7 protein-coding genes are annotated in these 6614 nt (G+C 59.4%); all 7 read left to right on the top strand.

Translation table 11 applies throughout. The features are described from left to right. Window positions 1–395 (top strand): aldehyde dehydrogenase family protein (locus PH547_RS15205; RefSeq protein WP_285168724.1); only part of this gene is annotated, 395 nt, incomplete at its 5' end. Continuing rightward, complete coding sequence (locus PH547_RS15200) at window positions 392–1735, top strand: NAD(P)/FAD-dependent oxidoreductase (RefSeq protein ID WP_260305001.1); 1344 nt, start codon at window positions 392–394, stop codon at window positions 1733–1735. The genes PH547_RS15205 and PH547_RS15200, both read left to right, overlap by 4 nt. 79 nt (window positions 1736–1814) lie before the next feature. Continuing rightward, on the top strand, window positions 1815–2666 hold the full coding sequence (locus PH547_RS15195; protein WP_104826589.1) for a glycine betaine ABC transporter substrate-binding protein: 852 nt from the start codon (window positions 1815–1817) through the stop codon (window positions 2664–2666). Between the two features lie 86 nt (window positions 2667–2752). Beyond that, the gene (locus PH547_RS15190) at window positions 2753–3841 is read left to right on the top strand and encodes a quaternary amine ABC transporter ATP-binding protein (RefSeq protein WP_260305002.1); all 1089 of its coding nucleotides are present in this window, start codon (window positions 2753–2755) and stop codon (window positions 3839–3841) included. Window positions 3842–3863: 22 nt separating this feature from the next. Further along, complete coding sequence (locus PH547_RS15185) at window positions 3864–4712, top strand: ABC transporter permease (protein WP_260305003.1); 849 nt, start codon at window positions 3864–3866, stop codon at window positions 4710–4712. Then, on the top strand, window positions 4709–5560 hold the full coding sequence (locus PH547_RS15180) for an ABC transporter permease (RefSeq protein WP_260305004.1): 852 nt from the start codon (window positions 4709–4711) through the stop codon (window positions 5558–5560). Before PH547_RS15185 ends, PH547_RS15180 begins: the two co-directional genes overlap by 4 nt. Window positions 5561–5577: 17 nt before the next feature. Further along, window positions 5578–6576 carry a 4-hydroxyproline epimerase gene (locus tag PH547_RS15175; protein WP_260305005.1) on the top strand — a complete coding sequence of 333 codons (999 nt, stop codon included), beginning with the start codon at window positions 5578–5580 and terminating at the stop codon, window positions 6574–6576. Window positions 6577–6614 lie beyond the last annotated feature (38 nt).

Raw genomic sequence — 6614 nt, 5'->3', positions numbered from 1 at the left:
ATGGCGGCATCTTCGTCGAGCCGACGGTGGTCGACGGCGTCACCTCCTCCAGCCGGCTGTTCAAGGAAGAAATCTTCGGGCCGATCCTGTCGGTGACGACCTTCAACACGCTGGCCGAGGCGGTCGCCCTTGCCAACGACACCAATTATGGCCTGACGGCATCGGTCTATACCGGCAGCCTGAAGCATGCGATCCGCCTGTCGCGCGACATCCGGGCCGGCCTCGTCACGGTCAACTGCTTCGGCGAAGGCGACGCGACGACCCCGTTCGGCGGCTACAAGGAATCCGGCTTCGGCGGCCGCGACAAGTCGATCTTCGCACACGACAACTATTGCGAACTCAAGACCATCTGGATCGACATCTCCGATCGCTCCGTCGACGAGACCATCCGATGACCCGGCATGTGATCAAGCGCCTACCGATTGATACCGGCGTTTCGGGATGGGAGGCGATTAGCGAACGCGCCTATCCCGTGACGGCGCTTGACCACGACATTACTGCGGACTGGCTGATCATCGGCGCAGGATTCGCCGGGCTATCCGCGGCCCGGCGCCTCTCGCAATCGCGGCCGCAGGACAAGATCGTCATTCTTGAGGCTCGTGAACTCGCAAAAGGACCGGCCGGACGAAATTCCGGCTTCATGATCGATGTGCCGCATAATCTCTCGTCCGGCGAGTACTCGGTTGCCGACGAGCAGTCCACCAAGGACGAGATCAGACAGAACCGCTTGGCAATCGCGTTCGCCGCGGATGTTGCGGCCGAGTATGGCCTGTCCAAGGAAACATTCGATCCATCGGGCAAGACGAACGCCGCTGCGTCGGACAGGGGGCTGGGGCTCAACGAGAATTACAGAAAGTCCCTCGAGAAGATCGGCGAAGGTTATCGCGTTCTCGATGCCGATCAGATGCGGGAAATGACCGGCTCGCACTATTATCGAGGAGGGCTCTATACCCCAGGGGCCGTGCTGATCCAGCCGGCGGAATATATCCGCGGCTTGGCGCGCGGACTGCGATCAAAAATCGATCTTTACGAGCATTCACCGGTGCTGGAGCTTTCGCGCGAAGGCAGGTTCTGGAAGGCCAAGTCAAACCGCGGATCCGTGTCTGCGCCGAAGGTCATTCTGGGTGTGAACGGCCACATCGAAAGCTTCGGCCACTTTCGCCGCCGCTTGATGCACATCTTTACCTACGCATCGATGACAACCGCCTTCTCACAGAACGAATATGGCGGTGTTACCGGAGCGGACCGCTGGGCGCTTCTGCCCGCAGATCCCATGGGCGCGACCGTACGCAAGATCACCACAAACGGCCTGTCCCGTATCGTCATAAGGACGAGGTTCACATACGATCCAAGCCTCCAGGTGTCGGATAGGCGTGTCGCCGGCATAGCTGCCGAGCAGCGCCGGTCATTCGATGCCCGTTTCCCCGGACTGAAAGGCTTGCCCCTGGAATATAGCTGGGCCGGTGCGCTGTGCCTCAGCCGGAACCATGTGCCAGCATTTGGTGAGGTCGAAGAAGGGCTCTTTTCTGCCTGCTGCGAAAATGGCCTCGGCACCGTCAAGAGCACACTCGCGGGGATGATGGCTGCCGATCTGGCGACAGGGGCGGGTAGCCCTGAACTCGAACAATACAGAAATCAACCGGAGCCGAGCAAGTTGCCGCCCGAGCCGATCGCGTGGCTCGGCGTGAACTCGGTCATCCGGCTGCAGGAGTTGCGTGCAGGCCGCGAGGGATGATCCCTCGCCGCGCAATAATGAGGATCGAGCCAAGCGCAGATCTTCAGAAGAATGGGAACGAGAACTAGGAGTAAAAACAATGAAGGCTTTGTGGAAGGCGCTTTGCGCCGCTGCGATGATCGGAATGAGCATGTTTCCTGCTCATGCTGAAGAAAAGACCATCACCATCGGCACCATGTCCTGGGAGGATCTGACCCCTATCACGGGCATCACCAAAAAGGTCCTCGAAGATTCGGGCTATACGGTCAAGGTTCTGCCCTTTTCGGAATGGGGTATCGCCTACGCTGCCTTGAGCAAGGGTGACATTCAGATCCTTGCATCTCAGACCGATTATGTTGCTCAGGACTATTGGGACAAGAACAAGAACCGTCTGGAGAAAATCTCGCCGGTTTCCCACGGCCTTTACCAAGCCATCGCCGTCCCCAACTACGTTCCGATCGACTCTACGGACCAGCTGAACGACAATGCCGACAAGTTCGGCGGCAAGATCGTCGGCATCGAGCCGGGCTCGGGCCTGATGCGTGACGCGGCCAATGCCGTCAAAGAATACGGTCTTAAGCTGCAACTCGTGGAAGGCAGCACGGCAGCTATGACCGCTGCTCTGAAATCGGCCATTGATCGCAAGGAATGGATTGCCGTTACGATCTGGGAACCGTCTTGGATGATGCAGAAGTATCCGGTCAAGTTCCTCAAGGATCCGAAGGGCGTGTTCCCGCCTCCGCAGAGCTACTACTGGATCGGCAAGAAGGGTTTTTCGGCTGACAATCCACATGCTCGCGAAGTCATCGCCAGCGTCTATGTTCCGCTTGCTGATATCACGGCGATGAACGGCGCCGTCAGCGATGGCAAGACCATGGATCAGGCCGTCCAGGATTGGATCGGGGCCCATGCCGACCTGATCAAGCGCTGGGAAAACATCAAGAAAAACTAATCGTATCCTGGCCGTCCGGCTCGCCGGGCGGCCATCCTGAAGCCCAACGAGAGAAGCCAGCACCAATTGGCTCAAAGGGGATCGCTATGAAAACAAATGTCGATACCAATGAAGTTCTGATTGACTGCCAATCCGTCTGGAAAGTCTTCGGAGACAAGTCCGCCGCCGCGATGAAGTCCATCGGAGAGCGCGGTCTCGGGAAAAAGCAGGTCCTGCAGGAGTTCAACTGTGTCGTCGGCGTGTCCGATGCGAGCATCGAGGTTCGGCGCGGCGAAATCTTCTGCATCATGGGCCTGTCGGGCAGCGGTAAGTCGACGCTGATCCGTCTCCTCAACAAGCTGATCACGCCCAGCGCCGGAAAGGTTCTGGTCAAGGGACGCGACCTAGCCGCCTTATCTCCCGTCGATCTGCGGCAGATGCGCGCCCGGCATATCGGAATGGTCTTTCAGAGCGTCGCACTCTTGCCGCACAAGACGGTCCTGGAGAATGCGGCCTTCGGCCTCGAGGTGCAGGGAATTCCAAAGTCCGAGCGAAACGAGACGGCACGCGCGGCCTTGGAGAAGGTCGGCCTTGCTGATTGGACGAACCGCTATCCTCAGGAACTTTCCGGCGGCATGCAGCAACGCGTCGGCCTTGCTCGCGCGCTAGCTGCCGATCCGGAAATCATTCTCATGGACGAGCCGTTCAGCGCGCTGGATCCTCTGATCCGGCGGCAGCTTCAGGACGAATTCCGGCAGCTTACCAAAGCTCTCGGGAAGTCCGCTGTCTTCATTACCCACGATCTCGACGAGGCCATCCGGATCGGCGACCGCATCGCAATCATGAAGGATGGCGTGATCATCCAGACCGGCACCGCCGAGGAGATCATCCTCAATCCCGCTGACGACTACGTCGCAGAATTCGTTGCCGGGATATCGCGCCTTCATCTGATCAAGGCGCATTCCGTCATGCGCAGCGTCGCCGAGTTCCAGCAGAGTCAGCCGAATTCCGACATTTCTTCGTTGGCACGCACGACACCGGACGCCGATATCGACGAGCTCATCACATTGACGATGCAGTCGAACCGCGACGCCATTGCTGTCGTGGACAATGGTCAGGTGATCGGCGTCGTCACACCGCGAAGCTTGTTGATGGGCGTCAAGGGAACGTCCACCAGCAATCTCGCCGCGGCGTGACACCTAACTGGAGTTCAGCGACATGGAAAGTTCAGGCTTTACCGATGTTTTTGACGAATGGACGGACTCCGCCCTCGGCTGGGTGAGCGACAATGGCGAGTCCCTTTTCGACAATGTTCGATGGGTTCTCGAAGGGCTCTACGGTGCAATCCTATGGCTTCTCGAGCTCCCACCATTCTATGTGGTTGCTCTTGTCGTCGCCCTTATCGGCTGGCGGCTGGTCAATATCTGGTTTGCCGTGCTCAGCGGCGTTGCGCTTGCCCTCTGCTTTTCCATGGGGCTTTGGCCGGAAACGATGAGCACTCTGGCTCTGGTGCTCACCGCGACCGTACTCGCGCTAGCGCTTGGAATTCCGATCGGCATCGCCGCCGGGTTCTTCACCGCGCTGGATCGCTTCATGGAGCCCGGCCTCGATTTGATCCAGACGCTTCCGCCATATATCTACCTGCTGCCGGCGATCGCGCTGCTCGGCTACGGGCCGGCGACGGCGCTGATCGCCACGATCGTAGTTGCGATGCCGCCGGCCATCAGACTGACGTCGCTGGGTATCCGGATGACGCCGAAGGAGTTCATCGAACTCGGCGAGGCGAGCGGCATCAGGCCGAGCCAGATGTTCTTCAAGATCCGCTTGCCGTTTGCTCTTCCGAGCATCATGGCCGGTATCAACCAGAGCCTTATGATGGCATTCGGGATGGTCGTCATCGCGGGTATCGTCGGCTCCGGCGGGCTGGGGGAGACGATCTACGGTGCGATCCGCACGCTCGATATCGCAACATCCATTAACGGTGCGATTGCCATCGTGGTTCTGACGATGGTGATTGACCGGATCACCCAGAGCGCCGCAAGCTTCGGTACGGGGAGGAAGCCATGAGCCCTTCGATCCTGCAGTTTTCACCAGGCGCCTTCCTTGCCCCGGCGGTCGACTGGCTGAACACCAACCTTCATCCGCTGTTCGCGGCGATCAGCACTATCATCGAGGCAGTCCTTTCAGGGATCGAGGCGGCTCTGCTCTTCGTGCCGTCCTATGCGCTGATCGCGATCGTTGTCGTTCTGGCATTTGTGGCCGTGGGGCTCCGCGCCGCGATCCTGTCGGGCCTTTGCCTTGGGTTTTGCCTTCTCGTCGGACTCTGGACGGCGTCCATGCAGACCGTTGCCTTGGTGACAGTCGCCGTCCTGATATCCGTTCTCATCGCGTTTCCGATCGGTGTTCTCTGCTCCCGCTATAAGGCCCTGCAAGCGACGGTGCGACCGATACTGGACGTGATGCAGACCGTTCCGCCGTGGGTCTACCTCATTCCGGCCGTGATGATCTTCAGCCTTGGGCGGGTGCCGGCAATCATAGCCACCATTGTCTATGGCATTCCGCCGATGCTCCGGTTGACCACGCTCGCATTCAACCAGGTGCCGAGGGAGTTCAAGGAGCTCGGCAGTGCCATCGGTGCGCATCCCCGTGCCATCCTTTGGAAGATTGAAATTCCTTTGGCAAAGCGGACCCTTCTGGTCGGCCTCAATCAGTGCATTCTTCTCTCTCTGGCGATGGTGGTCTTGGCCGGTCTGGTCGGCGCAGGTGGCCTCGGCGCGGAGGTCACGCGCGGTCTGACACGCATGGAGATGGGTCTGGGTCTCAGGGCTGGTTTGGCAATCGTGGCGGTCGCGCTGCTCCTCGACAGGCTGTCCCGCGGTCTGCTGGACCGTGACAAGCTTCCAGTGTCGAAATGACATCAAGGACACCCACGATGAGAAACAGCTTTTTCTGCATCGATGCGCACACCTGCGGAAATCCCGTGCGGCTGGTCGCAGGCGGCGGTCCGCTTCTGCCGCACGCACCGATGGGCGAGCGGCGAGAGATATTTCTTCGGGATCATGATTGGGTTCGCAAGGCGCTGATGTTCGAGCCGAGGGGGCACGACATCATGTCCGGCGCGATCATATATCCGGCCTACCGCGATGATTGCGACATAGCGGTCCTGTTCATCGAGGTCAGCGGTTGCCTGCCGATGTGCGGGGCAGGCACCATCGGGCTTGTTACCGCTGCGATCGAGGAAGGTCTGGTTCAGCCGCGCGAGCCCGGGAAGCTCTCGATAGAAACCCCCGCTGGAAGGGTGGATGTCACGTTCGAGACGAGCGGAGATCATGTCGATTCCGTCCGGCTCTTCAATGTGCCGAGTTATCTCCACGCAGCGGATGTTGAGGTGAATGTGCCTGGCATGGGACGTCTGCGTGTCGATATTGCCTATGGCGGCAACTACTACGCGGTGGTGGAGCCGCAAGAAAACTGGAGCGGTCTCGACGGCATGACTGCGGCCGATATCGTCGGTTGCAGTCAGAAGCTCAGGACCGCTCTCGCCGGCATATGTGATCCGATCCATCCGGATGATGCCCGCATTCGTGGCGTTCACCATGCGATATGGTGCGATCGTCCGGTCAACGATGCCTCCGATGGCCGTTGCGCGGTGTTTTATGGTGAAAAGGCCATCGATCGGTCGCCGGGCGGCACCGGCACATCAGCGCGGATGGCGCAATTGCATGCAAAGGGACGTCTGGCTGTCGGATCGACATACCGTCATGAAAGCTTGATCGGAACCATCTTCGAAGGCCGGCTCGAAGCCGAGGTTAGTATCGGAGCTTATAAAGGCATCCTTCCGAGCATCGGAGGCTGGGCACGCGTCATCGGCCACAACACGATTTTTGTCGATGAACGCGATCCACTCGCGCACGGCTTCCAGATCCGATAAAATAGGTCTTTGCGGTCTTTGGAAGCGGCAGGGAGATA

It is taken from the genome of Rhizobium cerradonense, assembly GCF_030182455.1.
Classification (GTDB): Bacteria; Pseudomonadota; Alphaproteobacteria; order Rhizobiales; family Rhizobiaceae; genus Rhizobium.
Note: the sequence above shows the minus strand (reverse complement) of the source record. Positions and strands in the feature narration are given on the sequence as shown.